24 protein-coding genes, 1 tRNA gene and 2 pseudogenes are annotated in these 24712 nt (G+C 46.5%); 16 read left to right on the forward strand and 11 right to left on the reverse strand.

Going from position 1 to position 24712, the window contains the following annotated elements:
• Positions 1-157: 157 nt before the first annotated feature.
• The 6 genes and pseudogenes from GMA8713_RS28520 to GMA8713_RS28760 form a co-directional block, all read left to right on the forward strand.
• Positions 158-250, forward strand: a pseudogene (locus GMA8713_RS28520) (VOC family protein); the annotation flags it as partial.
• Positions 251-494: 244 nt separating this feature from the next.
• On the forward strand, positions 495-1031 hold the full coding sequence (locus GMA8713_RS15385; RefSeq protein ID WP_062711746.1) for a GNAT family N-acetyltransferase: 537 nt from the start codon (positions 495-497) through the stop codon (positions 1029-1031).
• 18 nt (positions 1032-1049) lie between these two features.
• On the forward strand, positions 1050-1358 hold the full coding sequence (locus GMA8713_RS15390; protein WP_062711749.1) for a DUF2834 domain-containing protein: 309 nt from the start codon (positions 1050-1052) through the stop codon (positions 1356-1358).
• Positions 1359-1475: 117 nt separating this feature from the next.
• Positions 1476-2084 (forward strand): LysE family translocator, encoded by a 609-nt coding sequence (locus tag GMA8713_RS15395; RefSeq protein ID WP_062711914.1) that lies wholly within the window; start codon positions 1476-1478, stop codon positions 2082-2084.
• The gene (locus GMA8713_RS26840; RefSeq protein ID WP_422615203.1) at positions 2081-2239 is read left to right on the forward strand and encodes a hypothetical protein; all 159 of its coding nucleotides are present in this window, start codon (positions 2081-2083) and stop codon (positions 2237-2239) included. The genes GMA8713_RS15395 and GMA8713_RS26840 overlap by 4 nt, the downstream gene beginning before the upstream one ends.
• Positions 2208-2336: pseudogene (locus GMA8713_RS28760) on the forward strand (Mpo1 family 2-hydroxy fatty acid dioxygenase); the annotation flags it as partial. The gene GMA8713_RS26840 and the pseudogene GMA8713_RS28760, both read left to right, overlap by 32 nt.
• Positions 2337-2372: 36 nt before the next feature.
• Here GMA8713_RS28760 and GMA8713_RS15400 read toward each other — a convergent pair.
• Positions 2373-3314 carry a hypothetical protein gene (locus tag GMA8713_RS15400; RefSeq protein WP_062711751.1) on the reverse strand — a complete coding sequence of 314 codons (942 nt, stop codon included), beginning with the start codon at positions 3312-3314 and terminating at the stop codon, positions 2373-2375.
• A gap of 376 nt (positions 3315-3690) precedes the next feature.
• On the reverse strand, positions 3691-5511 hold the full coding sequence (locus GMA8713_RS15405) for a PhoX family protein (RefSeq protein WP_198159523.1): 1821 nt from the start codon (positions 5509-5511) through the stop codon (positions 3691-3693).
• A gap of 400 nt (positions 5512-5911) precedes the next feature.
• Between GMA8713_RS15405 and GMA8713_RS15410 the strand changes: the two genes are divergently transcribed.
• Complete coding sequence (locus GMA8713_RS15410) at positions 5912-6244, forward strand: c-type cytochrome (protein ID WP_062711756.1); 333 nt, start codon at positions 5912-5914, stop codon at positions 6242-6244.
• A 62-nt stretch (positions 6245-6306) separates the two neighbouring features.
• Positions 6307-6759, forward strand: coding sequence for a YaiI/YqxD family protein (locus tag GMA8713_RS15415; RefSeq protein ID WP_062711759.1), 453 nt, complete (start codon positions 6307-6309; stop codon positions 6757-6759).
• Positions 6760-6817: 58 nt separating this feature from the next.
• Here GMA8713_RS15415 and GMA8713_RS15420 read toward each other — a convergent pair whose 3' ends face one another.
• Positions 6818-7672, reverse strand: coding sequence for a lipase family protein (locus GMA8713_RS15420; protein WP_062711762.1), 855 nt, complete (start codon positions 7670-7672; stop codon positions 6818-6820).
• A gap of 132 nt (positions 7673-7804) precedes the next feature.
• A complete protein-coding gene (locus GMA8713_RS15425) occupies positions 7805-8308 on the reverse strand; it encodes a hypothetical protein (protein WP_062711774.1) in 504 nt (167 codons plus the stop codon).
• Positions 8309-8889: 581 nt separating this feature from the next.
• Here GMA8713_RS15425 and GMA8713_RS15430 point away from each other — a divergent pair.
• Positions 8890-10197 carry a glycoside hydrolase family 18 protein gene (locus tag GMA8713_RS15430; protein WP_062711777.1) on the forward strand — a complete coding sequence of 436 codons (1308 nt, stop codon included), beginning with the start codon at positions 8890-8892 and terminating at the stop codon, positions 10195-10197.
• An 819-nt stretch (positions 10198-11016) separates the two neighbouring features.
• Here GMA8713_RS15430 and GMA8713_RS15435 read toward each other — a convergent pair.
• The 6 genes from GMA8713_RS15435 to GMA8713_RS15460 form a co-directional block, all read right to left on the reverse strand.
• Positions 11017-12138: a PQQ-dependent sugar dehydrogenase gene (locus GMA8713_RS15435; RefSeq protein WP_062711781.1), complete on the reverse strand. Its 1122-nt coding sequence runs from the start codon at positions 12136-12138 to the stop codon at positions 11017-11019.
• Between the two features lie 67 nt (positions 12139-12205).
• A complete protein-coding gene (locus GMA8713_RS15440) occupies positions 12206-14212 on the reverse strand; it encodes a GGDEF domain-containing protein (protein ID WP_062711785.1) in 2007 nt (668 codons plus the stop codon).
• 424 nt (positions 14213-14636) lie between these two features.
• The gene (locus GMA8713_RS15445) at positions 14637-14900 is read right to left on the reverse strand and encodes a DUF2960 family protein (protein ID WP_062711788.1); all 264 of its coding nucleotides are present in this window, start codon (positions 14898-14900) and stop codon (positions 14637-14639) included.
• Between the two features lie 80 nt (positions 14901-14980).
• Entirely contained in the window at positions 14981-16864 is a 1884-nt protein-coding gene (locus tag GMA8713_RS15450) for a metallophosphoesterase family protein (protein ID WP_232314458.1), read from the reverse strand.
• A 144-nt stretch (positions 16865-17008) separates the two neighbouring features.
• Positions 17009-17620, reverse strand: coding sequence for an SEL1-like repeat protein (locus tag GMA8713_RS15455; RefSeq protein ID WP_062711804.1), 612 nt, complete (start codon positions 17618-17620; stop codon positions 17009-17011).
• Positions 17621-17748: 128 nt separating this feature from the next.
• Positions 17749-18453, reverse strand: a complete 705-nt coding sequence (locus GMA8713_RS15460) for a hypothetical protein (protein WP_232314459.1) — start codon at positions 18451-18453, stop codon at positions 17749-17751.
• 283 nt (positions 18454-18736) lie between these two features.
• On the opposite strand from GMA8713_RS15460, the gene GMA8713_RS15465 reads away from it, so the two are divergent.
• From GMA8713_RS15465 to GMA8713_RS15495, 7 genes are all read left to right on the forward strand, one after another.
• Positions 18737-19708, forward strand: coding sequence for a Gfo/Idh/MocA family protein (locus GMA8713_RS15465; protein ID WP_062711807.1), 972 nt, complete (start codon positions 18737-18739; stop codon positions 19706-19708).
• 150 nt (positions 19709-19858) lie between these two features.
• Positions 19859-19934: transfer RNA gene (locus tag GMA8713_RS15470), tRNA-Asn, on the forward strand.
• Between the two features lie 320 nt (positions 19935-20254).
• Entirely contained in the window at positions 20255-20551 is a 297-nt protein-coding gene (locus tag GMA8713_RS15475) for a hypothetical protein (RefSeq protein WP_062711810.1), read from the forward strand.
• A 22-nt stretch (positions 20552-20573) separates the two neighbouring features.
• Positions 20574-21248 (forward strand): zinc uptake protein ZrgA, encoded by a 675-nt coding sequence (zrgA, locus tag GMA8713_RS15480; RefSeq protein WP_062711813.1) that lies wholly within the window; start codon positions 20574-20576, stop codon positions 21246-21248.
• Positions 21249-21287: 39 nt separating this feature from the next.
• Positions 21288-21980: an ABC transporter ATP-binding protein gene (locus GMA8713_RS15485; protein ID WP_062711816.1), complete on the forward strand. Its 693-nt coding sequence runs from the start codon at positions 21288-21290 to the stop codon at positions 21978-21980.
• Complete coding sequence (locus GMA8713_RS15490) at positions 21981-23237, forward strand: ABC transporter permease (protein ID WP_062711821.1); 1257 nt, start codon at positions 21981-21983, stop codon at positions 23235-23237.
• A 4-nt stretch (positions 23238-23241) separates the two neighbouring features.
• The gene (locus GMA8713_RS15495) at positions 23242-23724 is read left to right on the forward strand and encodes a DUF3299 domain-containing protein (RefSeq protein ID WP_062711824.1); all 483 of its coding nucleotides are present in this window, start codon (positions 23242-23244) and stop codon (positions 23722-23724) included.
• 55 nt (positions 23725-23779) lie between these two features.
• On the opposite strand, the gene GMA8713_RS15500 is transcribed toward GMA8713_RS15495, so the two are convergent.
• Complete coding sequence (locus GMA8713_RS15500; RefSeq protein ID WP_062711827.1) at positions 23780-24661, reverse strand: LysR family transcriptional regulator; 882 nt, start codon at positions 24659-24661, stop codon at positions 23780-23782.
• Positions 24662-24712: the final 51 nt, after the last annotated feature.

A 24712-nucleotide genomic window follows, 5' to 3' on the forward strand; every position in this document is an offset into this window, starting at 1 on the left:
TTCATTTTCATCACCCAAATTGCAAGGTTTTGGAAGGGGAGGCTTAAAAAGCTTGCAATATGAGGGTAGGAAGATCGATGAGATCATCAAATAGATCAGTGTCTTATTTGTAATTCAGGGCCGACTACATAGGGAAAATGTAGCGTTGCTGGAAGAGCCCATAAAAAGGACAGGGGCAACCGGAGCGATTGAATCAGTGTACTTCCGAGATCCTGATGGAAACCTCATCGAGGTTTCGAACTATCTCTAAACTACTGAATGGCTCTGTGTCTGGCTTGATGTACTCTGCTAAGCTCTCGTTTACTTGTTGATAAAGAGGGTAAATATCGTGTGGGGTCTTTATGAACATTAACATTACATAATGTTATGTTTGTCTACGTGTCAGCCCTTATGAAGACAACATTGAAGATCGCTATGCATACTCGCTACGATCTAAGGGCTTACAAACGCTAACTCGTAGAGCGCTCAATCAAAGAATAGAAGGTATAGAGCCTATGTTTACACGTCAAGTTACTGAGGACCTTGCTATTGCCTTGGTTCAGCCCTCTTTTGCAAAAAACTATTACGAAATTGTTTGCCGCGAGCGAGAGTATTTGTCCCATTGGCTTGCTTGGCCACCCCATGCCAATGGTGAGGCATTTTTCGAAACCTTCGTAAAAAGTGCGCTTCATGATTACGCAGAGGGAAAATCCTTGACCTGTGCCATGGTGTATCAGGACGAGATCGTTGGCAATATCAGTTTCAACTCAATTAACCACGAGCTCAAGAAAGTGGAAATTGGCTATTGGCTGAGTGAATCTTTTCAGGGAAAAGGCATTGCTTCTCGCTGTGTTCAGGCGTTGATAGATATCGCTTTCCAAGAGTTGGAAATGGAAAAAATCCAAATCGCGGCGGCAACGGAGAATCTGCCAAGTCGGAAACTGGCTGAACGCCTTGGCTTTGTGCTTGAAGGGATCATCACCCGTAACGAGAATCTAAACGGTCGTGTGGTGGACCATGCGATCTATGGACTTAGTGTCAGCAGACTCTAACAGAAAAGGAGAATAACCTTGGCGATCATCTACTTCATTCTTGCCGTTCTTGGGGCACTGTTTCCCTATGCTGCTTTTGGAGTTTGGCTGGTGGAGAATGGCCTAAATGTTTCTCTGCTTCTTGCAGATGCGATGGCAAACCCCATCAGCATGATGGCGTGGCTGGATGTCATCATCGCGGGCGTGGCGCTTATCGTTTTCATCGTGGTTGATGGCAAGGATAACAACGTAAGACTTCACGGTTGGGCGATCGCGGGTACATTGACGATCGGCGTGGCTTTTGGTTTACCTTTCTATCTATTCCTCAAAGAAAGCAATCAAAAATGAACCTAGCACTTGAAAATCCCTTAGCGAGCAACAATGTCGCCTTTACCTGAACCCGCAGAACACTCTGTCTTCGGGTTGTTGTTATAAGGACACCGACACTAAGGAGTGATGACTGATATGGACTACCTAATTGCAGTAACGCTATTCGCGATCTCAGCCTCTGCTACGCCCGGCCCAAATAACCTTCTTTTGATGTCTTCTGGCGCCAACTTCGGCGTGAAGAAAAGCCTACCGCTGATGTGTGGGATCTGCTTTGGTTTCGCGCTGATGCTGTTTCTGGTGGGCGTTGGATTTGGGCAAATCTTCCAACAGTTTCCAGAGCTTCACTTCATCATTAAATGTGTTGGTACGGCTTATCTTCTTTATCTTGCGTTTTTAATTGCCCGCTCTGGTGAGATTGAAGAAAGCGGCGCTGAAGCCAAACCACTGACTTTCATGAAAGGCGCACTTTTCCAATGGGTGAACGCCAAAGCGTGGGTCGTAGCAACTGGGGCGATTGCAGCCTTCACCACTTTAGGTGCAGGTTACTATACCCAGAATTTGACGATTGCCACGACATTTTTTGTGGTGTCATTTCCCAGCGTGGGGATTTGGTTATTGTTTGGTTCGGCATTGAAACGAGTGTTGTCATCCGCCGCCCGTCGCAAGGCCTTCAATTACTTTATGGCGATCTTGCTGGTATTGTCGGTTGTTCCTGTGGTTTTGGAAATTTTCAAATCGATATGAAGGCAATAACGCACCGTTTGGCAACCATCGAAGACTATGAGTTTCTGCTTGAAGTGAAAAAGCAGGCGGAAGGGGAAGCGTTATTTGGTTGGGATGACGATGTGCAACGGCGTATTCACCAATTTGCACTTCGTCGGGCACCATATCGAAGGTAAAAAGCCTTCTTTCTTTAAAGATGTGCAGTTTCTATTGATTGGGCCGGCGTGGGTATTTCACTTCTTTTTGCCTTTGATGCCGCACAGTGAGACATAAAAGAAGCCAACCGAGAGGTTGGCTTTTTAGTTTCAATTAAGCTGCTTTGTTTGGCAGGAACTTCGGCGCGTAACAGGTATCGGTTTCCGCCGTTACTCGTGTCATCGCATCAATACGCATTGGCACCAAACCAGCGTGTGATTGGCTACCAAAGTTTTGGTCATTAGTGGTCGGATCCAGCACCCAAAAATTGGTACTGTTCTGATGACCCGTCACGTTGTTGTTCATAGCCGCAACCAAGATTTCACCGTTCTGATCAAGCGTAGCCGCTGTGATTTCATCAACGTGGTGGAAAAACTTCACGGTTGCTGAAGCATCTTCGGTGCTGAGGTTAAATACGCGGGTGTTAGTCACGAAAAGAAGTTCGCCATCTTTGAAGATCAAATCACCCCAGTTCGCGTAGCCACCAAGACGAATATTCAAATCCAGATTACCGATCAAAGTTTGCACGCCAGTCGAAGGATCGATGGTGAACAGTCGACGGATATCGGAACCGTAAAGCGTTCCAGTCTCTGGGTCGAAGGTCATTCGCCAAACTTGATACTTGGTTGAACCAACTACGTGGTGAGTTTGCGATGCTACATCAAAATACGCCAACTCATAGGGTTTATGCGTTTTGTGCAGGAATGGGAGATTAGAAATCTCCTGTTCTGTAAATTCACCGTCTTCAACACCATCAATATAATACTCATCCGGTGTTGGCGTACTGGTGTAATAAATGCGGTTATTGGTTGCATCGTAAGCCATCGCAGAAGCACTGAATAGCGCGCGAGAGTTTATCTCTACGAGGTTAGCTGCTTCTGTGTGGAACTCTTGGCGAGTGATGCTCCGGGCAAGGCCTTCGTGAACATTAACAAGCACACCTACATCGCCTCGGCCTGCGTTCATGGTGTAGAGGTTACCATCACACTCTGCTGAGGCAGCTGACATGCTAAAAGTGCCTACTAATACGAGTGATGATAGCAGTGTCTTTTTCATTTCCTGGCTCCTATGTCCTTAAAAATTTTTTACACCTAGTTTTTGAATTCTGGGACAGGCTGACAAGTGACGACTGAAGTAAAATATTCTGTACATCAAGTTGTAAGAATGTCTAATAATGCATCCTAACACCGACGAATATTATTTTCTTTGATAAATAAAGGAATAGATTTCAACTTCGCAGCACTGAAACGTGAATCTTATTTAGAGGACTTAATGTTGTGAAATTAATAACTAATTTGTTTGCAGCTAATGTTTGTTCACGATACATCTTTCTCCTAAAAGTGGGAGGGCGCCGAAGGATTTTTTGAAATGCCATGAATAGAAAAACGGCTCCGAAAAGGAGCCGTATTCAGTGATTCAACTTAGTGAACGATTATGCGCCTATTACGCCACCATCTTTGCGGGTAATACGCATCACGGTTGAACGTGGTACAGAATCACCACCATCAGGGAAGTGGGATGGTGCCAAGTCTTCACCTGGGTGCTGAATACCTACAAACATGGTTTTATAGTCAGGAGAGAATGCTAAGCCTGTGATTTCACATGCGATTGGGCCTGTCAGGAATCGACGTATTTCACCGGTCTTCGTGTCTGCACAGAGCATTTGGTTGTTCCCCATACCCGCAAATTTACCCTCGTTGGAGTACTTACCGTCTGTCTGGATCCAGAGACGACCAGCGCCATCGAAACCAATACCGTCTGGGCTGTTGAACATGTTGTCTTTGTTCACGTTTGCTGAGCCTGCCATCAGGCCTTCCTGATTCTCTGGGTTACCTGCCATCACAAAGATGTCCCATTTGAAATCAGATGCAGTGTGGTCGCCGCCTTGCGGTTGCCAGCGAATAATGTGGCCATACGGGTTTTTCTCACGAGGATTTGCCACGTTTACAGGCTGATTCTCTCGGACACCGCGGTACTTATTGTTTGTGAGAGTACAGAACACGTGCTTGTTGTCTGGATGAACAGCAACCCACTCAGGACGGTCCATGGTGGTCGCGCCAACTTGTGTTGCTGCTTCACGGGCAAAGATCAATACTTCTGCTTGGCTTTTGAAGCCATTCTCTGGTGTCAGGCCATTTTTGCCGAAAGTCAGCTCAACCCACTCACCTTTGCCTTTCAGTTCGCCTTCTTTGCCGTCGAGTTTCGCCACATAGAGCGTGCCTTCTTCCAGCAGATCACGGTTTGAAGCGTGAGTGCCTGGTTTGTATTTGTTCTTCGAAACGAACTTGTAGAGGTGTTCACCACGCTCGTCATCGCCGAGGTAAACCACAACGTGACCGTCTTTATTGATAGTTAGCGCTGCGTTTTCGTGTTTGAAACGACCCAGTGCTGAGCGTTTCTTCGGCTTGGAGTTGGGATCCATGGGGTCGATTTCGACAACCCAGCCAAAACGGTGCGGTTCATTAGGTGTTTTGGCAACGTCAAAACGCTCGTCGTGTTTCCACCAGTCGTAGCCCCAATCTTTATCTGTCACACCATAGCGCTTATAGGTCGGCCCCAGATCCACTTCTTCAGAAGCCGCAAAGTAGCCGTTGAAGTTCTCTTCACATGCAAGGTAAGTACCCCATGGCGTTTGACCGTTTGCGCAGTTGTTGTAGGTACCTAGAATGGTTTCACCACCTTCTGGGTCTGCAGCCGTTTTTAGTAAGTCGTTACCGCGTGCGGGGCCTGTCATTTCCATTGGGGTGTATGCGGTTACCTTACGGTTCAGTCGACCTTCAACATTTGGCATCCACTTACCATCTTTCTTTACCAGTTCGATGATAGAAACACCATGTGCAGCCTGAGATTTACGTACATCATCGGCAGAGATGTTTTTACCCTGATGGGTATAGAGGTATTCGTTGTTGGTGTATTCGTTGTTTGCGACCAGTACCGCGCGGTCATCAGACAGCGGGAAGAAGGTCATGCCGTCAGTGTTATCACCATACTGCATTTCCTGTGCTTTTGAATCGTTAGACTGACTGAACTCTGGTGAGTTGGGGAACAGTGCGTCACCCCATGAGATCATTGTTTCAGCGACATAGCCTTCTGGAACAACAACCGTATCAGCAGTAGAAGCAGGAATGGCCTTAAAGCCCATCAGCTTGCTCTTGTCCATTGAACCAGCAACCGCTTGTGCTACTGGACTTGCTGCGAAGAAAGCTACAGAGCCCGCTGCACCGGCAGCACGTAGGAAATTACGACGATTCATCGCCGCGTCAATAAAACGGTTAAACTCTGGCTCGCTGTCCAGTTGACGTTGGTCAATATGTTTGCTCACGATGACTTCCTTTCCAGATGATTTTATTAATTAATCGTGTGATTTACCCAAACGCAGGTTCTCCTTGCGTTTGGGTATCTACCGGAACCGAATTCTGAGATTCGATTGTTAAAAGTTCGTGAACTCTCAATGAAATGTAAATGTCAGTATCGAGAACTATGCACTGATAAATAAGTATTGGGCACATCAATATGAGTCTGATTTCATTTTTTGGTGTTGGTGTGAATTCTTGCGCAAATCAAAGTCGACGAGACAGCAGAATTGATCGGACACAAAGTCCCTTGATTAGAAGTTCGGCATCTTTAGCGTGAATCAAGATGAGGAATAAACGATGCTGAGATCTTTGGGAACGCTTTGTGCAGTGCTGTTATCAACCCATGTGATGGCAATAGAAGGAGAAGGTGATCCTAGTATAGGAAAGCAAAAGGCTTACACCTGTCAATTTTGCCACGGAGAAACTGGCTATACCCCAAAGAAGGATTACCCTCACATTAATGGTCAGAATACCCAGTACTTATATAACGTGATGAAATCCTATCAAGCGGGAGAGCGCACTGGTGCAATGGGTAATATGATGCGCCAGCAGATGTCAGTGTTGAGTGATCAGGACATGAAAGACATCGCTGCTTTCTACGCCAGCCAAGAACGTGGAAAGCCTCAGTAACCTGTTGCGACCTACCTTACTCGCTGATATTGTTCTGGCAAAATATAAAACAGGAAACTGACATGCCGACAATCTGGGTTGATGCGGACGCGTGCCCGACCGTGATCAAAGAGGTCCTTTTTCGTGCTGCAGACCGCACTCAAACCGAATGTGTGCTGGTGGCTAACCAATCTTTGAGAACACCACCATCCCGCTATATTCGAAGCCTTCAGGTGGATAAAGGGTTTGATGTGGCAGATAACGAGATCGTTAGACGTGTTGAAAAAGGTGATTTGGTCATCACCGCAGACATTCCTTTGGCCTCAGAAGTCATTGAGAAATCCGCAGTCGCGTTGAATCCCCGTGGCGAGTTGTATACGCCGGAGAATATCCGTCAACGACTGAATATGCGCGACTTTATGGATACGCTGCGCTCAAGCGGTATTCAAACCGGAGGCCCTGCAACCATGAGTCAGCAGGAAAGACAGAAATTTGCTAATGAGTTGGATAAATTTTTGCAGCGCGCGAAGCGGTGATTAAATACAAAAAAGGAGCGATAAATCACTCCTTTTCCTTTTTCTAATTAAGGAATTTCTAATGCTTATCAAAATAGTCTTTGCGCCGGATGTATTTATCCATGAAGTGATAGGCGATAGGGCGTAGAAGCCAGCTGGTTAATACCCTGATGATGCGGATAAGGGAAGGCATATTGTGGTAAATCTTGTCGTTGTGAAGCCACAAGAGCTCGCCAACATGCCAGAACATTAAAGGAATACCTGGCAAGAAAGTGACTATGTCGACATCACAGCAAATCCGGTAAGTACGGTTTTTCAAGCCATAGCGTTTTTTGAAACTCCAGAACCCTGTGGCTGGCTGCCCGAAGGTGACAATACGTTTAATCGACCCAGGATATTTCTGCTCCAGTATCTCACCGGCAATAATGGCCATGCTGCCACCCGAGGAATGACCAGTGAGCGTCAAGCGCTTACCTTGCGAAACTAATCTTGCAGCACACGATTCCAGCTTTTCCATCACGCTGATGCCTTCAAGTCGATTAATTTCTTCAGAGTGCTGAAATTCGGCTTGTTGGCCTGGGGAAAGTCGAGAATAGTCTTTGTCGATGACAAAGCGTCTGGAGGTGCTGGGTTGGCGCAACAGAAACTGGAAACCCCAATGAACGTGTCCTGCGTTTTTCGGAGCATCGACTTTACTCGGCAACACAATTAGGTTTAACAGCCAATCCCAAACGCTTTGTGAGCCTTTGAACACGATAACGGCATCGCCGTCTTCGCGCCATAAAACGCGGATGATGGTTTTCCCCCATCGGTTGTGAATATCCCTACGTCCATTTTCTGAAAAACCATACTGGACGTGGTCAAAGTGTTTGGGATAAGCGTCCCGACAGAGGATCGCGTAGCGCTCGTATTGATAGCGATTAAGTCTTTTCACCCGTTAAATCAGTATGAACCGTAAAGCGGATCAGTGTAGTCATAAAAAATGACGAATCAGCGACAGGAAGAATAGAGGAAGAGGTTTTTTGTGCGAGTGACCAAAAAAAGCTGCACTAGGCAGCTTTTTAGATTAATCATAGTGCTGCAGGAACGGGGAGATATGTGTGTTATAGGTTAGCGCCTTAACGGCACTGTGATTGTTTATCAACCACTCCGCCTTGCTGATATTTCCTATTCCGATGATGGCTTGAACCAACAGTTTAAAATCCCGAAGCCAACGCGCTTTCTGATCTTCGCTCCAATCGTTGCGATAAATCTCATGATAATGTTCCACCCACCAGTAGGCGCCACGGATAAAGGCAGCAATTATGCTGGTCGCAGGTTCGATTTGTTCATCTTTACCGTCGATGGCGTACTCATCTGCCAAGGGTTGACCCTGTGAAAAGGCAGCGTAATTTCTACAGTATTTAAAAAGCGCCAGTTGCAGTGCAGACCCGGAGTCACAGTGTTCAAGAGGCAGTGTGGTGACGGGTAGGTGCTTTTTATTGTTTCTGAAGAGTTCAACCGAGCGCTTGCCCGGCAAGAGTTTTTCGATAACAAAAAACAAATCGATACTGATGAGTTTATTGCTCAAAGTGATTTCCTTGTAACTATCCAAGCTTCAATTCGCAGCCAGTTTGTTGGCGGGTTGAAATGATGTGCTTGGTAACAATAAGCTGATTTTCAACAAACTAGGCGCAGCATAACCCCTCAATGTGTAAAACGGAATTCCTTTACGCTGAATTCGCTCCATACTTTGATTTTCGTTGTCGAAAAACTGTGCGCTGTAGTACAAGTTTATGTGGACCCAAGGTCCAGTTTTATCGTTAAAAAACAAGAGACTCGCAAACTTTGTAACCTAACTGTTATGAAGGTCCTGTTCGGAACGAATACATCAGTTTCAAAAAACCACTTCAACTAATAATTATCCACTTATGTCTTAGTCATCAATGAATTGAGTGGCTTCGGCAATATATCCATACAACCTGACATTGCTCGTTATTCAGAGGCCAACAGTGTGTTCAATTTTAGGCGAATTTCTTTAGGAATAGTCATTCTATTTCCGTGGAATTTAACGAAGAAGTGGGCGCAGCATTGAGTGCCTCCCTTCGGGCAAGTTGAATCCTGTAACTTCAGGTTGATTGGTTGTAAGAACGTGGCTTACAAGGAGATAGTATGAACAAAATTCTAGCAGGTGCAGCGCTGAGTGCCTGTTTAGCGGCCCCGGCGTTTGCGAAAAATCACGTCGTGGGTGGCTATTTTGCAGACTGGCAATATGCCAATGCTGATAATCCCTACACTGTGAAAGATATTCCTGCAGACCGGTTGACCCATATTATATATGCGTTCCTCAGCATGTGTGGCCCTCATACTGGTGCATCTGAGCTCGTTCAACAACAGGTTGCTAAAGCCTGTGAAGGACAGGCTCCGTACTCTGCCATCGTCGTTGATAAAGAAGCAGCTATGGAAATAGATTTCGGCGATGTTTCTGTCGATGTCCCTTATAAAGGGCACTTTGCTCAGTTAGCCGAGCTTAAGAAAGCGTACCCTGATTTGAAGATCCTGCCCTCATTCGGCGGTTGGACTATGTCAGAGCCTTTCCATGCGATGGCAAAAGACGATGCCAGTATTAAGCAGTTCGCGAAATCTGCTGTTGCTTTGATCGCTGAATACGACTTTTTTGATGGTATCGATCTGGACTGGGAATACCCTGGCGGTGGCGGCTTAACGACATCTCCTTGGAACCCGGAAACTAAGCTGTCAAACGAGGTGAAAACGCAGGAGCGCGAGGCCTTTACAATATTGGTCACCTTGCTTCGTGACGAACTGGATACATTGTCTGCAGAAACCGGCCGTGAATATGAGCTTTCTACAGCAGTGGGCGTAGGCCCGAAAGCAGCACAAATCGACTGGGAAGCTGCTGCGCCAAAGCTGACAAATATGTTCGCGATGACGTATGACTTCCTTGGTGGATGGGGTACACAAACTGGTCATCTGACGAATCTACATGCGACTGACCGCAGTTGGTGGGGCATGGGGGCCGATGTGTTTATTAATCAGATGATTGAGTTGGGCATTCCGAAAGAAAAACTGGTGCTTGGAGCTGCATTCTATGGCCGCGGTTGGGAAGGCTCTCAGTTTGATGGCAGCTTACCAACATCTAACTTGGCTTCCGAAAAAGGCGCAAGCTTTGGTACCGGTGAGCCAGGGTACTTCATGTACTGGGATTTGAAGCAAAATTACACTCCATCTGAAGGTTACCAATACGGCTATGATGAAGCTTCTCATGCGCCATATCTTTGGAACCCTGAGAAGAAAGTTTTTATCTCTTTCGAAGATGCGCGTTCAGTGAAAGCGAAAGCGGAATGGGCAAAGCAGAAGGGACTGGCAGGTGTATTCACTTGGGAGCTCTCTGGTGACCCTGACAACGAGCTGACTTCAGTTATGCATAAGGTGCTGCAGAGCAAAACCGCGAAGAAATAAACAAGTATACCCACGACCTGAAGATGTTCGCATTCAGAGGTCATCAATGCGTTCAATTCGAGGCAAACTTCACGAGGAATAGTGGTTCTATTTCCGTGGGATTTAACGAAGAAGTAGGCGCATTGAAGGCCTCCCTTCGGACGAGATTGACTGACGCCGTGCTCTTTGTTGTTCTTTTTTGATGGAGATGACTGCACCTACAAAGGAACGTCGCGATCACAACGCCAGTCAATCTCGGTGAATCCTGTATCTTTAGGTTGTTTGGGTATACATTCTTGTTTGTATAACCCGGCGATCTGTCGGGTTTTTTATTTGGGGGTTACCAAGGGTTTCTTTTACTTCCTGTATTCCATATTGCGTTTTCAGTTTAGTGATTCGTCTAGAGGCACCAAGCCATCTGTAAGCAACACCATCGAATTGCTAAAGAGGATGTCGTATACCTCTTTGATAGAATAAGTATGTGCGTTGCTATATAAGTATTTAAATCAGAAGGATAGAGTGAATTCTGGCCGCGTGTCCGTGAAAAAGACAAAACCCCGCACAGCGGGGTTTTGTCTTTTTCAGCAAGCAAAGATATCTTTGTTTTTGTTTGTATGCGCTGACTATAGTCTGCACGATCACTGGATGTCCAACGCTTCTGTAAGGTTTATTAAATGCTGGGCGGTGTATCACTTTAGTTATGTAATGAAATAAGTTTCACAAATTTGTTGGAGACTCTTTTCCAAAACCAAGCTGATTTCTCAGCAGGAACTGAAATCTATGCTTGTAATTTTTTCTTTACACTTTTGTTTTCAAGTGACTGAAATAAAAGCAAGTTAGTCAGTGTTTTGGCGATAACCTTAAAATTTCGCCATTTGAGGAATCTGTTAAGAGATAGATATCACCGTCAGGGGATTCGACCACATCTCTGATGCGCCCATAATTGCCATCCAGTAGCCTTTCTTCACCCATTACCCTGCTATTTTCTATATCCAGCCGAACCAAAAGCCCGAACTTTAGGGAACCAAGCAGAATATCGCCTTTCCATTGGTCGAATTTAGCACCAGAAAGCATGTCCATCCCGGAGGGGGCAATTGAAGGAACCCAGTAATGAACAGGTTGCTCCATGCCTGCCTGCTCAGTGCCTGAACCAATCTTGCTACCCGTACCGTAGTTCACACCATAGGTAATAGTGGGCCAACCATAGTTACTACCTTTTGTTATTGGGTTCAGTTCATCACCTCCTTGCGGACCGTGTTCGTGTGTCCAGAGGGTTTTACCGTCATTGTCCAGCGTCATACCCTGAATATTACGGTGACCATAGGAATAGATCTCCGGGAAGCTATTACTATCGCTAACAAATGGGTTGTCAGCAGGGACTGAGCCATCAAGGTTCAACCGGATAAGAGTGCCAATGTGTGAATCATTCTGTTGGGCTTTGTCTCGGTTACCGCGGTCGCCCAGTGCGATAAAAAGATGTTCGTCTGTTGCTAGCAATCTTCCGCCATAGTGACGGCCGCCAGCCAGTTTAGGCTTTTGGGAAAACAGGAGCGTAACGTGGGAGAGCTTATTGCCATTGAGAATGGCAGAAGACACTGCAGTGCCGGATTTCCGAAAGTCACCGTCTTCGGAATAGGCTATGTACAGACGTTTTGAGAGCTCAAAATCAGGAGCAAGAGCAAGCCCCAATAAGCCGCCTTGCCCACGATAAACCAGATTCTCAGGCAAACCTTCAATGTTCGTCATAACACCTTCAGAACTAACGCGCTTGAGAGCGCCATTTCGTTCAGAAACTAGCATGTCACCGTCTGGAAGGAAGACGAGCGACCAGGGGTGGTTGAGGCCCTGTGCGACGCTGTCTATGGTGAAGGTGTGTTTTTCAGAAGTAATGGTGTCTGCGTTTGCTGCCAAGGGAGCAAAGGTTGAGAGTATGGCTCCTGCAATGAAGGTTACTATTTTCATTAGGGGGTCCCTTCCATTGTTGTCCGCTTTATCCGTCACCCCTCAATCTTACCTCATGTTGGTAGCTTCACGAGAAATGCTGTGCAAAACGGAATTTCAGTCGGCGCATACCCCGGCTAAGTTGTGAAAACTTATCCGACATTGAAGAGGCGTCTTCTGCTGCCTGCTCCGTACTGTTGTCTGAACTGTTTTGGCCGCTACTTTCTACACGGTTTCGTCCATTTTGCTTTGCTCGGTAAAGCAGCTTATCAACCTCACTGTAAATGTCGGACAGTGACTGATTGGAATCCACCGCTGATACACCGAAACTGGCAGTGACACTGAACTCATCACCCTGCTCTGTCATGAACGAAAGTTCACTAATACGCGTACGCAAATCCTCCGCAATCAACTGAGCTTGCTCTAGGTGGCTGCTTGGAAGTAGAAGCATAAATTCTTCACCACCGACGCGGGAGCAGATATCGTTCCGGCGTAGGTTGTTTTTAAACAGTTCTGCAATACCGGTAAGCACTTTATCGCCAACGGGATGACCATGAGTGTCATTCACTTTCTTGAAGTGGTCGACATCAAGCAGCAAACAGCAAACAGGATCACTATCGTTTTCCATCCCTGACTTCAAGATATCGAGTTGGGAGCTTAGATAACGTCGGTTGTACAGGCCTGTCAGGCTGTCTGTGTTGGCGATTTTTCCCCAGCGCGCACGTCGGCGGTTAATCCATAGTGCTGCCAATGTAGCGACCACAGTGGCTAGGACACCTGCTACAACCAGTACATTTAGGTATTCTACTTTGTCTTCATTGGTTTTTAGCTCAAGTGTCTGCAGAACGTTATTCCAACTCAAGTGTTGGTTCTCTGCCTTGAGTTTTTCCAGATTGAAGAGCATTTGTTGGCGTTCGAGATTATCTACCTGCTCATCTGCGCTGAAGTTATTAAAGCGGTTCTGGTAATCCAATAGGGTCAGGTAGGCATTTTTGTAGTCTCCAAGACCAAAGTGCGCTTTTGATGCTACCAAGTACAAGTCAATCTCGGTGCGATAAAGGCGCGCGAGTTCTGTCTGTCCCGTAATAAGGGGAGTCACCAGGTCAATGGCTCCCTGAAAGTTTCCGCTTAAGAGGCTTTGATTAGCTTTCAGGTAGTTGTATTTGCTGATGTAGTAGCGAATGGTTTCGCGCTGACGTAAAGCATCAGTTTGCTTGAGGTAGCGGGCCATGCTTTTAGTGTCACCGGATTGCAGCAAGAGATCGGCGATTTGGAGGTTGATGCGGAAACGGTGGGAACCATCACCTAATATCTGAGCAATCTGCAGTGCCTGCTTATATTCAAGTAAAGCCTGCTTTTTGTCGCCTTGCTTTTTAGCCAACTCCGCCATATCGAGCTTAACCAGGAGTTGATTGAACGACATCTTTCGCTCACGGAAGAACTGATAAGACTTGTCGAGTAGGAGGGAAGCTTTATCGAATCCATTCAGCTTAACCAGTGTGCCACCCAGACTTGACGCAATGCGTTCAACCAATAGGGCATCTTGCGTGGCTTTAGCCGCTTCCAACGAGCTCATAAACGCCGCCATGGAAACGTCGTAATCGTTCTGTGCTTTGTAGGCTTCACCTTTAACCAAAAGGATCTCTGCAGTCACTGATGGGTTATTCAGCTTCTTAGACTCTGAGAGTAAATTATCTAATTGGTCGAGCACCAAGGCTTCTTCACCTTGAAGAATTCGCGCTTGTCCAAGTCGAAGCTGCATCAGATAGAGATCCGCCTTTAAAAGCGGGTCGTTTTTCGCCAATTCGATACCACTGTTTGCTGCTGTGATAGCGCTTTCTGGGTCGTTCAGTAAAAGATCAACTGTGGCCTTTTGCAGGTAATACCGAACCAGAAGAGGCAGCGGTTGGTTTTGTTTCAGCTCGACTTTTTCTAACTCACTGAGTAGGGCCCGAGCTTTTATTGGAACAGAATAAAGGATTGACTGAACGCCGCTAAGCGTCTTCTCGAAAGACTGTGTTTTCTCCACAGAAGCATGTGTTATCCCGGAAAAAATAGCGAAGAATAAAAAGAGGGTTTTTAGTATTTTTTGCATTGGTGAAGCTTCCATGTTCGACTTAGCTAAGCGTCAACTCGTCGTTTTTTTTTGTTCTAGTCCAAGTTGAGCTCAATGAAGGGAAAACAATATATTGAGCCAGTTTTCGCACTTAGAATACCCAACGCATTATAAGGACTTTGTATTAATTTTGAGCCGAATGTATGAACTTCCTATCGGTCGTTAGATGAGCGTAGGTAGTCATAGCTGGTTTTGCCTGAGAGGAAATAGACTCGTATCGAGGAGAGTACTGTTACATAGTGCAGCAGTAGTTATACAAACCGCTGTGAAAATCATCACCAAAGTAACGTTTGAATATGAGCTGGCAGACAGGTACTAAGGTCTGATCAGAAAGGTTAAAGGTTACTTCACAGAAACTAAAAAGGCGATGAAAGCGCCTTTTTGCTGGGTATTCCTGTAGATATCAGCGTTTGTCCTTGATGGACTCCGCTTCTTTTTTCAGCAAAGTGATTTTGCCAAAACCCAATTTACTGAAGTAGCTGTCTCTGTGATTTTTCACTGCTTTACCATCAGCCACCATTTCCAACTGAAGCTCCATTTTCAGGAATGCAGTTAGATCGATACCCTCTGCTTCCGCGGCGGCTTCATGCGGCGAGCGATGCTTCTGGTAAGAAAAGGTAATCACTTTGGTTTCGCCTTTATAGACATATTGAAGTTGGCGCGACATATCAGCACTCATTGCTAAGGAAATGGGGAGCGGAGTATTTCTTACTGGCCTCACCAAGTCAATCCCAATGGGGGAAATCGTCAGCGCGAGAGGTCGGCGCTGGGGAACTCTTCCTCTTTATCTGTGTCCTCGCAAGGGTGGAAGGCCACACGTGTTCCTTTGCCGGTGAGAAGACCAATGTATTTAGGTGCGCCGTCCTGATCGAGCTTTACAACACCCACGGCACTTTGGTTGACGAGGAGTCCGGGACCGCCATTATCCGGCTTGCGGCGCTCGATGCGCATGCGTTTTCTTCGGGTAAAAACGTTGAGCGGGGATTCTGGCCAGAATAGCTTTCTGTCCAGCCATTCAAAAATCGACAGAAACGGTTCAGGGAACTGATTCCTGAAACCACTACAGGTGATTTGCCAGATGCGAGGGCTGCTTTTCCGAAAACGCATACGAACATCATATGCAAAGGAGTAATGCACGTCACCAGAAAGGATCACAAAGTTCTTTGGTGTCTTGGGATGTTTAAAGATGTTTAACAGAGCATTCGCTGAACCAGGGTGAGCCATCCAGTTTTCCGAATCTGTGGCGAGTGGATGGCCCAGAAAGGTCACAATACGCTGGATAGTTTCAATGAACTTCACACCAAACATGGGGGCAGGTGAGACCACCACCACTGCATCGTTATTGAAAACATCTTGTTGGAAGTCCATTAGAGATTCCCAGTCCATTAGACCTGATGGCTTGTTATAGCTTGACTCAGAGCGCCAACGCCGTGTTCGGGTATCGACCACCACCACTTTGGGCGTGGTGGGAATAGTGTAATGCCATTGCTCAAAATGGTGCGTCACTTGAGTCATAGCGTAAAAAGTGGCTGGATCCGGTGAATCAAGAAAAGTCTGTAAAGGCGTCCAGAAGTCTTGGGTAAAGGCTTTTGGTTGGTTTCCCCAGCCCTGGCAGAAAAAGTAGGCCATCATGGCGTTGGTGATAATGCCTTGGGCGAACGCCGAGTTGTTGACCGCGCGCTCCCAGCCAACGGTGAGGTTAAAATCATCCGTGACGTTATGGTCGTCGAAAATCATATAGGTCGGAATATGAGCAAACAGTCTTCGCAGGTGGACCAAACCAGTGCGGAAGCGTGCTAATTCTGCCAGCTCAATATCCCACCTTTTCTGAAGCTCCTGGGAAAGGGTGGGAACTGTTTTCTCAATTTCAATGTGCTGCCACAATTCCGGTGACCACACCAGCATGTACATTGCAATAAACTCATTGAAGCTGATGAGATGATTTTCAGTGGTGCGGGAACTGAAAACCGGCTCAGGTTTGGCTTTGAAAAGCCGCTTTATTAACCCGTGGTTAATATCGCTGAATGGCAGTATCTGGGTGCGGCTGTAATAAGGCGTTTTGTCTGGCGATAATTCACTGCACCAGCGAATATTATCCCCTTCCATCTCCTGATTCTTCATACCCAGTAGACTGATAGTCTGTCGAATAGCAGACATTAAAGGGCCGCAAACGTCGTCGGCATAGATCTGATCGCCAGTCATGATCAGCAAATTTGCCCGCTTTTCTACAGGTGTGTCTTCGTGGCTTATATCGAGCGCTGCCAAGGCATCTTCACAATGGTGGTGAGGGTGGCGGCAGGAGCCGTGTGCGATGTGTTCTGCTCTTGAGGGAATGACAAACGTTGGGCGGGATTCATCGCCATACAGAACCCCCTCCAGTGATGAGAGCATTGAATGACCGTCGAGGACGATGTCGTATTGAAGCGGCGTGTCGACGAGGAAGGGAGCATCGCCTTTAAATTGTGCCATCACTATATAGCAATGATCGCCAAGTTGGATCTGTTTTTGGTCGGCAAAGTTAGCCTCATAAAATGCGTCGTCCTGCTCAGCTTGGTACAAAGTAAAATCTGCTGTAAGAGGCTTAGAGGTAACTGCCCAAATACAGACCTCATCTTGGGTTGTCCTCCTCAATATAGGTCCGGCTAGAAAAACAGGTAACACCACAAGATAACTCGACTTTATTGTCTATTACCTCCACTTTACGCGCTCTATGAGAGGATTTGTAGCAGTGGAAATGTAAAGTCTTGCAAATAAGTTAAGTAGACCACCGGTTCATCAATCCGATATACCTCTATCAGATAGGATGTTCGCACCATTGCCCTTTGCTTTAGCGAGCCACTGAGCAGCAACCTCACTTTCACCGATATCACGTAGCGCTGAGGAAAGTGCAACCTGTGCCTGCACATGATCCTGACGGGCAGCAAGGCTTAAAAAGTAGATGCCTTTTTCTATGTCTTTGTCTGTAATAAAGCCATTAAATAGCATTTGACCTAGCGCGTATTGCTCGACAGGGCTATTGCAAAGCGCGAGATCAAGCACCCATTTGAATTCGTCGTAATCGACCCCATTCGACAGTTGTTCGCTGTGATAAATGCTGCTATTTATCAGCGTGTCTTTCTGAGGGGGGGCACTACAGAAATCGATGTAAAGAGTAGAAAGCTCAAAAACGGCGCTGTCATTCACTCCTCTTAGAAAATAGGGATAGGCATCTGCACAGTTTTCGGTGGGGTACTGGCTACGCTGAAGGTGTTGCCAGCCACGATAGAAGTCACTTTCTAAAAATGCATCAGAATAGTTAGCCAGCGTAGGGCAGCTCGCGTTGGCAAATTCCGTTTCTTCAGAGCAAGCTGTGATGGTGACCAACAGCGCGGGAAGTAACCACTTCATACTTCGTTCCTTTTACAGCACTGGGTTGAGTGTAAAAGGAGTGGCATATACGTTGCTTTCCCATCATTGAGAAACAACAGAGGAAATTGACCGCACATTGTACGGCCAATTGATGTAGAAATTCGGCTTCAGCGTTTACACAAAACACTGGAATCTGATTTGTGCGTAGACTTATGTTTCGCTGGTTTCATAGCGAACACGTATCTGAGTGAGGCATAAAATATAGTGACATATGCCATCAACTCGGTGCCTTCTTCGGCGATATTTTTCGCTGCGCGGACATAGCCGTCACCCAACAGTTCCCGCCACAGCGAGCTCATGCCGAATAGTCTTGAAAAGACCAGCAGCATGGCTAGACCCATACACAGAAGCCCAAAGTTCCTGTGATTGACAAAGGCTGCAAACTGGTTAGCTGTTTCAGTGCGATCTGTCAGCGAATAAATAACGGCACTAGCTGCAACGATGGCAGCGGGGTACACCCAGAAACCATGGAAAACTAATTCATCAAAGAACATGTCTAGTTCGCGAATCAGCAAGCACAGAAAAAAACCTATCACCAAAGCGCCAAAACGTTTAAATGATGGATTGTGCTTTGCTATGTATGCGTAACAAAGGATAGTCAGTGATAACAGAAATTGTTCCATGTATTCGACCAAAGTACCTTCCGATGCACCGGTTTTCAGCGTGTCAATGTCGAACCGGATAACTAGAACCGGCAAAGAGACCAAGACAGCGAGAAATAAAAACTGTGCAAAGGCATTAAAGATGGCGGATGTATTATTACTGCGATATGGCATCAGCTTCCTCTCAAACTGCATGAATACGTTTCTCATTCCAGAATGACTACCTATCCGTGATGTTTGTCACAATGAATTGTCGGCTCGTTAACGAGAGCTCATATTTATGTGATTTAAGTCAAGTTAAGCGAATATACGTCATCAATTATTCACAAGGTGTCTTATTTATGAGGCCGGAAATACAAATGTCATACTTGCTTTAACGAGTTGCTTGCCTGAAGTTCCAAGTTTCATCTATCGCTGTTTTGTCTCAATGTTACTGGTTCGGGTAACTGACTGAATCGTGTATCTTTAATGGAGGGATTTTCGAGGAAGGCTCATGGGGAATAAAACTATTCGTTGGGGAATGATTGGCTGTGGCAATGTGACTGAGCGAAAAAGTGGTCCTGCTTTTTGGCTGGTCGATAGCTCGTCATTAGAAATGGTGATGGCTAGGCGAAAGGAACAAGCTAAGGACTATTCCGAACGTCACAGAATAGTACGTTACACAACTGATGCATCGGCGCTGATTAATGACGCCAATGTGGATGCGATTTACGTCGCTACACCACCGGACAGTCATCTCGAATACGCATTAATGGCCGCCGATGCAGGCAAGCCATGCGTTGTTGAAAAGCCAATGGCACTGACGACGGAAGAATGCGATCAAATGTTGGCCGCATTCGAAAAAGCCCAGGTGCCGATTTTTGTGGCATATTACCGCCGCTCACTACCAAGATTTGATGTGGTGAGAGAATGGATAGAGCAGGGAATGGTCGGTGATGTCAGACATATCCACTGGGCTTATCACCGCGCGCCGAGCGCTGATGATATTGCAGGTAAAGACAACTGGCGTGTGGACCCCAAGCAAGCTGGAGGTGGTTACTTTGTTGATCTGGCAAGTCATGGGTTGAATTTGTTTCAACAGTGGTTTGGGGACATTGTTGCTGCCAAAGGCATCAAAACCAATCAACAGGGTTATTACGAAGCAGAGGATGCAGTAGCGGCTAGCCTGGCATTTGAGAGCGGTGTAATAGGTTCAGGTTACTGGAACTTTGGAGCGGTAAATAGCGAAGATCGGGTCGAGATTATTGGAAGTGATGGACGGATAATTTGCTCTGTGTTTGGTGAGGATGACTTTGTGCTGGATGGAAAAGAAAAGGCAAGGGCAAATGTAGTTCTCCCTGATCCGGTTCAGTATTTTCATGTCCAGAACATGGTTGCGCATTTGAATGGCCATCAAGAATACTCAAGCACTGGAATCGCAGGTCGAAATACCACTTGGGCGATGGAGCAAATTCTTAACGGTTGAGTAAATTGGTCTGAGAATTTGCTGAATTGAAAGGCGAATAGGTCATCATTTAGTCACTTGAGAGCAAATTCGGCTTGAAACGCAAATTAGTGCTTGCAAGGCTAAGGCGCTTTCCCTAATATTCATCTCGTTCTCAGGAACACAGATTATTCCCCCTTAGTTCAGTCGGTAGAACGGCGGACTGTTAATCCGTATGTCGCTGGTTCAAGTCCAGCAGGGGGAGCCAAATTTAGAGCCTCGTCGAAAGACGGGGCTTTCTTCGTTTACCTCTTCAGGAATGAGTGAAACCGTCGAGACTGTCACTTCGCGATATGTCGCTGACCTAGGCGGCCCCGTCACAAGTCCAGCAGTGGGAGCCAAATTTAAAGTCTCGTCGAAAGACGGAGCTTTTTTCGTTTTAGTGTTTGGTTAGCTCTCCTATCTTGTTGAATCACCCTCATAACAAGCTTCCATCAAACTTCAGCAGATTATTCCAATAAATCCGTTCAAATCACTGAGAATGTAATGTTATATTATAACATTATTGCTCAAGGCTCTTGATGGATCATGTTGTTACCCTTCCGCAAATTGCTTCCTTTACTGTTAGCTGTATTTCTCGGCTGGCAGGGTTTTGCGGTTGCGCATCATAAGGGCGAACATCATCACCAGCACAAAGTGGATCATGAGTGCATGCTCTGTGTTCTCGGTATGCCAGTCATTGAAGTCGATGTTGTTGACTCCCCCTTAAACAACATACTGACTTTTGCAGAGCCAACCCTTTGGCTTTTGTCTTTGCCGACAGCACATATCGCCCAAAATGCGCGTTCCCCTCCAGAGTTCACCTTTTCAATCATCTACATTTAAAAGACTAAATTTTGGAGAAATTATGCGTACTAAACATTTGTTTGCGCTCAGTGGGATTGCTTTGGGTGTGACGTCGGCAGCGTCTGCAGAAAATCATGAATTCCGTCAGCATGACGCTCACCAACACGGGTTTGTTGAGTGGCATATTGCGCAAGATGGCGACGAGCTTCTTGCAGAAATCATTGCACCAGGCAGTGATGTAGTAGGTTTCGAGCACGCACCAGAAAATGCAGAGCAGAAAGCGGCGATTGAAAAAGCGCTTGCTGCACTGGCGAAACCAGGTGCTTTGTTTGCAATCAATGCGGAGGCAGGCTGTGATCTGGAAGCCCAGCAGGTTACCCATACGCTAGATGAAGATGACCACGACGGCCATGACAATCACGATAAGCACGATGATCATACGGGTCACGACCATGACAAGCATGACGACCATCACGATGAGCATGATCACCATGACGAGCATAAAGGCCATGCTCATGATGAGCACGACCACGGACATGATCATAAGAAAGCACAACATGGCGAGTTCTCAGCGCAATACACCTTCCACTGTAAAGCGCCAGACAAGATTCAATCTATTACAACGGGTTGGTTCACGGCATTTGGTAACACTGAGAAAATCAGTATTCAGGCAGTGACCGATAAAGGTGTAGTGGCTCAAGAATTGCTGCCATCGTCCACGACTTTCCGTTTTTAAATATTCAGGCCCCTTCGGGGGCCTTTTGGTTGTAATTCTATGTTATTGATTAAAGACCTCCGCTTCAGGTGGCCAGGCCAAGAACAATGGCAAATTGATATTCCGGACTTTTTTCTTCAAGCCAAAGAGCGCGTTTTTCTCAAAGGGGCCAGTGGGTGCGGTAAGTCCACTTTACTTGGACTTATTGCCGGTATTAATTCTGCTGACCAAGGTTCGCTGCGCATTCAGAATACGGATTTAACCGCTCTGAAAGGTGCGAAGCGGGATGCTTTTCGTGCAGATCATCTTGGCTATATCTTTCAGCAGTTTAATTTGCTGCCTTATCTCTCTGTGATTGATAATGTGACGTTGCCTTGTCGCTTTTCTAAAGCGCGTAAAGAAAAGGCAGGGGATAACTTACAACAAGAAGCGGAGCGATTACTCCGTGCGCTGGCATTGCCAGAAAATTGCCTCAACAAAGCAGTTACCGAGCTCAGTATTGGCCAACAACAACGTGTGGCTGCGGCGCGGGCATTGATTGGTAAGCCCGCGTTGCTTTTGGCTGATGAGCCAACGTCCGCCCTGGATGCGGATACACGCAATGCCTTTATCTCGCTTTTGATGAATGAGTGTGAGAACTCAGGCTCCAGCCTTTTGTTTGTTTCTCACGACGGTTCACTGGAATCACACTTTGATCGTTCTATCTCCCTGCCAGATTTAAACAGAGCGGCAACACCAACGGAGGTGCTCTAAATGGCTATCCTTCGATTGGCACTACAAAGCCTTCGTAACCGCAAAGCAACGGCAATCCTGACTATTTTCACCGTGGCTGTTTCAGTCGCTTTGTTGATTGGTGTCGAGCGCGTAAGAACCCAAGCTAAAGAGAGTTTTGCCAACACCATTTCAGGTACAGATCTCATTGTCGGTGCCCGCTCTGGGCAAGTGAATCTGCTGCTTTACTCTGTGTTCCGCATCGGCAACGCGACCAATAACATCGATTGGAAAAGTGTTGAGGATGTTAAAAACCATCCTGCTGTAGCTTGGACTATCCCGATTTCGCTGGGCGACTCTCACCGTGGATTCCGCGTTGTCGGTACAACTGATGACTACTTTAAATACTACCGTTACGGCCAAAAGCAGCCGTTATCTTTCAAAGAAGGCAAGTCGTTTGATGGTTTATTCGATACGGTCATTGGTTCAGAAGTGGCTAAGAAGCTGGGTTATCAACTGGGCGATGAGATCGTTATTGCTCACGGTTTGGCGGATAAGAGCTTTGCCCGACACGATAATCTTCCGTTTAAGGTTACCGGTATCCTTTCGCCAACGGGTACGCCGGTGGATCGAAGCGTGCATGTTTCTATGCCAGCCATTGAAGCGATTCATATTGGCTGGGAAAGCGGCGCCAGAATGGGGCCGGGGGTAAAGCCGGAAGATATCGATCCTGACTTGCTGCAGCCAGAGCAAATTACCGCAGTGTTGCTTGGACTAAAAAGCCGTATTCAGACGTTTGCTTTGCAACGAACTATTAACGAATACAAACAAGAGCCGCTAACGGCCATTATGCCGGGTATCGCGTTACACGAACTTTGGAGCATGATGTCAGTTGCTGAACAGGCTTTGCTGGTGGTTTCCGGCTTTGTGGTAGTTGCTGGTTTGATGGGGATGCTTTCAAGTCTGCTGACCAGCCTGAATGAACGCCGGCGTGAAATGGCAATATTGCGGGGAATGGGAGCAAGACCTGCTCATATTTTCTTCCTGCTTATCAGCGAAGCCCTGCTCTTGACCCTGTTGGGAATCATTGCTGGAGTGACAGTGCTGCTAATCATGATTAATCTGGCTGCTCCTTTTGTATTGAGTCAATATGGATTGCAACTTTCCTCTGCTTTTTTGAGTCAACATGAATGGATGCTAATTGGCATTGTGCTGGTGGCAGGATTTTTGGTGGGAATGTTCCCTGCGCTTCGCGCGTATCGCCAATCTCTGTCAGACGGCATGACAATACGGATATAAGATAATGAAAAAATGGTTATTAATTCTCACGGCGTGCCTGCCAATGATTGCGCAGGCTGATGAAGCATTGAAATTGGATTGGTTGGATTTAATTCCCGAGTCTGAACGCAATCAGTTCAATGATCGCGGTACGCCTGTGATTGACCACACTAACGAGGCGCCACAACAAAATTTGGTCGGCAAAGTGCGTTCTGAACTCAACAACAGCCAAGTGAAAATTCCGGGCTTTGTTATTCCTTTAGAAGGCGATGCCAACATAGTGACCGAATTTCTGTTAGTTCCTTTCTTTGGGGCTTGTATCCACGTGCCGCCTCCACCACCGAATCAAATTGTCTACGTGAAGTTTGAAGAAGGTGCGCCTGTACAGGAGCTTTGGGATGTGGTGTATGTAGTTGGCCAACTGAAAACACAGACTGTCTCCCATGACATTGCGCAGGCGGGTTATCTGCTGGAAGGCTCTGCAATTGAACCTTACGACGATGAATAAGCTCAAACGAGTAAACGTTAAACAGAAAGCCCGAAAAATGCGGGCTTTTTTGTGTTTAGTGACTTTGGAACAAATCATTCAGGGTGCTATCAATCCATATCATGACTTTATCCCAGCCTCTGGCTTTCCGTTTAATTGCGCTCAGCGTTAATAGAGGAGGGCTGGAAAGCTCTGCGGTCGAAAGCTCTTTGACCGAACCTTCCATCAATTCGTGAGAGACAATGTGTTCAGGGACAAACGCCCAGCCAAGGTTTCGCGTGATCAGGTTTGAAATGTAGTAGTAACTGTCAACGTGCCAATACCGTGGGGAAAGCGGCTCCTCTTGGGAATAACCGAGTCGATCTCGAATGGCGAGTTGGCGATATTTAACCAAGTCATCTTCGTGAAGGTGTTCAAGCTTAGCAAGAGGGTGATCATGGCCCGTGATAAGGCATTGCTTCACTGTCTCGATATCATACCAATCCAGTGACTCAGAAAGCGGTTTAACACGGAAGATGAATCCGATGTCAGCGCGACCTTCGTTAACCCAGGTAGCTATATCTTCTTGAGAGCCGTTAAGAATAGTGAGTTTAAGCTCAGGAAAGGCATCAGCAAGCCGTTCGAAAAGTATTTCAAACGTCTGGATGGGAACCGCTTCATCCATGGCGACATTGAATGAGACAGGCTCTCCACTAGTCACCGCCATAGCTCGGGAGTTCATCCGTTGACATTGCTGCAAAATCGCCTTTGCATCGATCAGCATTTCTTTTCCTGCTTCTGTTAGCACAGGCAGTTTGGCGCTGCGATCAAAAAGCTCAAATCCCAGATCAATTTCGAGGTTCGCAATGGCGGTACTTATTCGCGATTGTGCCTTACCAAGTTTCCTCGCGGCGGCGGAAAATGAGCCTGTTTCGGCAGCTTCTACAAATGCCTTGAGTTGTTCCAATGTCCACTGCATAGGTTATTCTCGCTTTTACCTATCCGCTTTTGTGATTGATTTTAACTTTAA

The organism is Grimontia marina (genome assembly GCF_900060185.1).
Taxonomy (GTDB): domain Bacteria; phylum Pseudomonadota; class Gammaproteobacteria; order Enterobacterales; family Vibrionaceae; genus Enterovibrio; species Enterovibrio marinus.

What these genes read in the sequence shown, in the direction of transcription:
- GMA8713_RS15385 (WP_062711746.1), top strand. Translation starts at nt 495, where the DNA reads ATGTTTACACGTCAAGTTACTGAGGACCTTGCTATTGCCTTGGTTCAG.
- GMA8713_RS15395 (WP_062711914.1), top strand. Translation starts at nt 1,476, where the DNA reads ATGGACTACCTAATTGCAGTAACGCTATTCGCGATCTCAGCCTCTGCT.
- GMA8713_RS26840 (WP_422615203.1), top strand. Translation starts at nt 2,081, where the DNA reads ATGAAGGCAATAACGCACCGTTTGGCAACCATCGAAGACTATGAGTTT.
- GMA8713_RS15400 (WP_062711751.1), bottom strand. Translation starts at nt 3,314, where the DNA reads ATGAAAAAGACACTGCTATCATCACTCGTATTAGTAGGCACTTTTAGC.
- GMA8713_RS15405 (WP_198159523.1), bottom strand. Translation starts at nt 5,511, where the DNA reads ATGAATCGTCGTAATTTCCTACGTGCTGCCGGTGCAGCGGGCTCTGTA.
- GMA8713_RS15410 (WP_062711756.1), top strand. Translation starts at nt 5,912, where the DNA reads ATGCTGAGATCTTTGGGAACGCTTTGTGCAGTGCTGTTATCAACCCAT.
- GMA8713_RS15415 (WP_062711759.1), top strand. Translation starts at nt 6,307, where the DNA reads ATGCCGACAATCTGGGTTGATGCGGACGCGTGCCCGACCGTGATCAAA.
- GMA8713_RS15430 (WP_062711777.1), top strand. Translation starts at nt 8,890, where the DNA reads ATGAACAAAATTCTAGCAGGTGCAGCGCTGAGTGCCTGTTTAGCGGCC.
- GMA8713_RS15435 (WP_062711781.1), bottom strand. Translation starts at nt 12,138, where the DNA reads ATGAAAATAGTAACCTTCATTGCAGGAGCCATACTCTCAACCTTTGCT.
- GMA8713_RS15440 (WP_062711785.1), bottom strand. Translation starts at nt 14,212, where the DNA reads ATGCAAAAAATACTAAAAACCCTCTTTTTATTCTTCGCTATTTTTTCC.
- GMA8713_RS15445 (WP_062711788.1), bottom strand. Translation starts at nt 14,900, where the DNA reads ATGTCGCGCCAACTTCAATATGTCTATAAAGGCGAAACCAAAGTGATT.
- GMA8713_RS15455 (WP_062711804.1), bottom strand. Translation starts at nt 17,620, where the DNA reads ATGAAGTGGTTACTTCCCGCGCTGTTGGTCACCATCACAGCTTGCTCT.
- GMA8713_RS15460 (WP_232314459.1), bottom strand. Translation starts at nt 18,453, where the DNA reads ATGAGAAACGTATTCATGCAGTTTGAGAGGAAGCTGATGCCATATCGC.
- GMA8713_RS15465 (WP_062711807.1), top strand. Translation starts at nt 18,737, where the DNA reads ATGGGGAATAAAACTATTCGTTGGGGAATGATTGGCTGTGGCAATGTG.
- GMA8713_RS15475 (WP_062711810.1), top strand. Translation starts at nt 20,255, where the DNA reads ATGTTGTTACCCTTCCGCAAATTGCTTCCTTTACTGTTAGCTGTATTT.
- zrgA (WP_062711813.1), top strand. Translation starts at nt 20,574, where the DNA reads ATGCGTACTAAACATTTGTTTGCGCTCAGTGGGATTGCTTTGGGTGTG.
- GMA8713_RS15485 (WP_062711816.1), top strand. Translation starts at nt 21,288, where the DNA reads ATGTTATTGATTAAAGACCTCCGCTTCAGGTGGCCAGGCCAAGAACAA.
- GMA8713_RS15490 (WP_062711821.1), top strand. Translation starts at nt 21,981, where the DNA reads ATGGCTATCCTTCGATTGGCACTACAAAGCCTTCGTAACCGCAAAGCA.
- GMA8713_RS15495 (WP_062711824.1), top strand. Translation starts at nt 23,242, where the DNA reads ATGAAAAAATGGTTATTAATTCTCACGGCGTGCCTGCCAATGATTGCG.
- GMA8713_RS15500 (WP_062711827.1), bottom strand. Translation starts at nt 24,661, where the DNA reads ATGCAGTGGACATTGGAACAACTCAAGGCATTTGTAGAAGCTGCCGAA.